Consider the following 204-nt stretch of genomic DNA (forward strand, 5'->3'; position numbering starts at 1 on the left):
CTGGTCGAAGACATCGTCCTCACCCGCGAAACCGCCCCCCGCACCCGTGTAGGCACGCCCCTCCTCCACTGCGGGGGAGAACCGCTGCTCGGGTGCGGCGAGCTCGCCGCGGTCGTCGAGGGTGCGCAGGCGGGTCGCGGCCAGCGCCGGGACGGGAGATCCGGGGATCTCCTCGTAGGCGATCTCGGTCACCGCGCCGAGGGG

1 protein-coding gene is annotated in these 204 nt (G+C 74.0%); it reads right to left on the bottom strand.

The window, feature by feature from the left end; genetic code table 11:
• Nucleotides 1-204 (bottom strand): hypothetical protein (locus IF89_RS40525; RefSeq protein WP_158718199.1); only part of this gene is annotated, 204 nt, incomplete at both ends.

Source organism: Streptomyces sp. NRRL F-2664 (assembly GCF_000719345.1).
Taxonomy (GTDB): Bacteria; Actinomycetota; Actinomycetes; order Streptomycetales; family Streptomycetaceae; genus Streptomyces.